The 1,365-nt window shown below is 67.1% G+C and carries 1 protein-coding gene; it reads right to left on the reverse strand.

Translation table 11 applies throughout. The features are described from left to right. Positions 1-75: 75 nt before the first annotated feature. Positions 76-1,242 carry a DDE-type integrase/transposase/recombinase gene (locus tag C1I92_RS32905; protein ID WP_199521840.1) on the reverse strand — a complete coding sequence of 389 codons (1,167 nt, stop codon included), beginning with the start codon at positions 1,240-1,242 and terminating at the stop codon, positions 76-78. Positions 1,243-1,365 lie beyond the last annotated feature (123 nt).

A 1,365-nucleotide genomic window follows, 5' to 3' on the forward strand; every position in this document is an offset into this window, starting at 1 on the left:
TGTGCTGTCTACGTAGTTGTGGGACGCGGTGTCTACGTAGTTGTGGGACACGATCGTAGTCACGTCTGGTGCTGGCTAGGCGGCTTTGATGGGCTGGTAGGTCTTGGTGAAGTCGATGTGTAGGTGGCCGATGGGTTGGCCGGTGGTGTCGTAGACGGTGATGTGGTCGCCGTCGAGGAGCACGGTGACGCTCTGGCGGGCGTAGCGGCGGGTGAGGTTGATGACGGTGGGGCCGATGCTGATGTTGCCGGTGTCGGTGCTGGCGAGGACGCGGACGTCGGCGTCGCGCTGCACCGGCAAGTGGCCGGGACCGCCGTGGCTGGGTGCGCTGTCCCAGGCGTGTTGGGGTGGCTGGTTGAGGGCGCTGTGCCGGCGGCGGTTGTTGTAGTCGTGCTGGTAGCGGTCGCACAGGGTCTGCAGTTGGGTCAGGTCGGCAGGCACGGGCTGGTCGGCGAGCCAGGCTTTGAAGGTGCGGTGGTGGCGTTCGACCTTTCCGCAGGTCTGTGGGTGGAAGGGGCTGGAGTGGATCAGCCGAGCGCCGGCGGTGGTGACCGCTCGGGTGAACTTCGAGGTGCCGCCCCTGGTCAGCCGGGAGGTGAACGCGGCACCGTTGTCCGAGAGCACCAGGCCGGGGACACCGAAGTCGGCGAACGCCTTGCCGATCGCCGCGATGGCGGCCGGTCCGGTCTCGGCGTCGGCGGCGTGGGTGGCGACCAGTACCCGGCTGCAGTCATCGAGGACCTCGAACACCACCGCCTTGGCCGACCCGGTCAGGCGCACCTCGGTGGCGTCGATCTGGTAGCAGTCGCGGGGCTGGGCATAGACGAAACGGCGGTAGGAGGATTTCGGCTTCTTCTTCGGCTCGGGCACCACCAGGCCGTGCCGGGTCAAGATCTTGTTGATCGTCGCCCGGCACGGCACTACCCAGCCGCGGCCGGCCCAGTCCTGCTCTGCAGCGATCAGGGCCAGGTAGTAGCCGATGTTGTCCGCGCCGTTCTCCCGCCCCAGAGCCTCCCGCAGCTCGACCACCTGCGCCTCGACCGGCTCAGGGGTGTGATGCGGACACGATTCAGGCCGCTGTGAGCGAGGCGCCCAGCGCCCTTCCTCCTCGATCCGCTTCTTGTGCCGGTAGGCCGTACTCCGCGGGATCTGGTTGACCTCGCACCAGCGTTTGAAGTCCCCGCCGAACACGTCGGCGCCGTGCGTGATCGCCGCGACGAGCGCCGCATCCAGGAGCCTCACACGAGCATCCGTTCTCGCCATGGACCAAATCCACGACAGGCTCAGGCGCCCCACTCCGCGCGACAACGGCGTGTCTCAGATCTACGTAGACATCCGGTGTCCCAGATCTACCCAGACTGAACA

Origin of the sequence: Jiangella anatolica, from assembly GCF_003236295.1 — a bacterium.
GTDB lineage: Bacteria > Actinomycetota > Actinomycetes > Jiangellales > Jiangellaceae > Jiangella > Jiangella anatolica.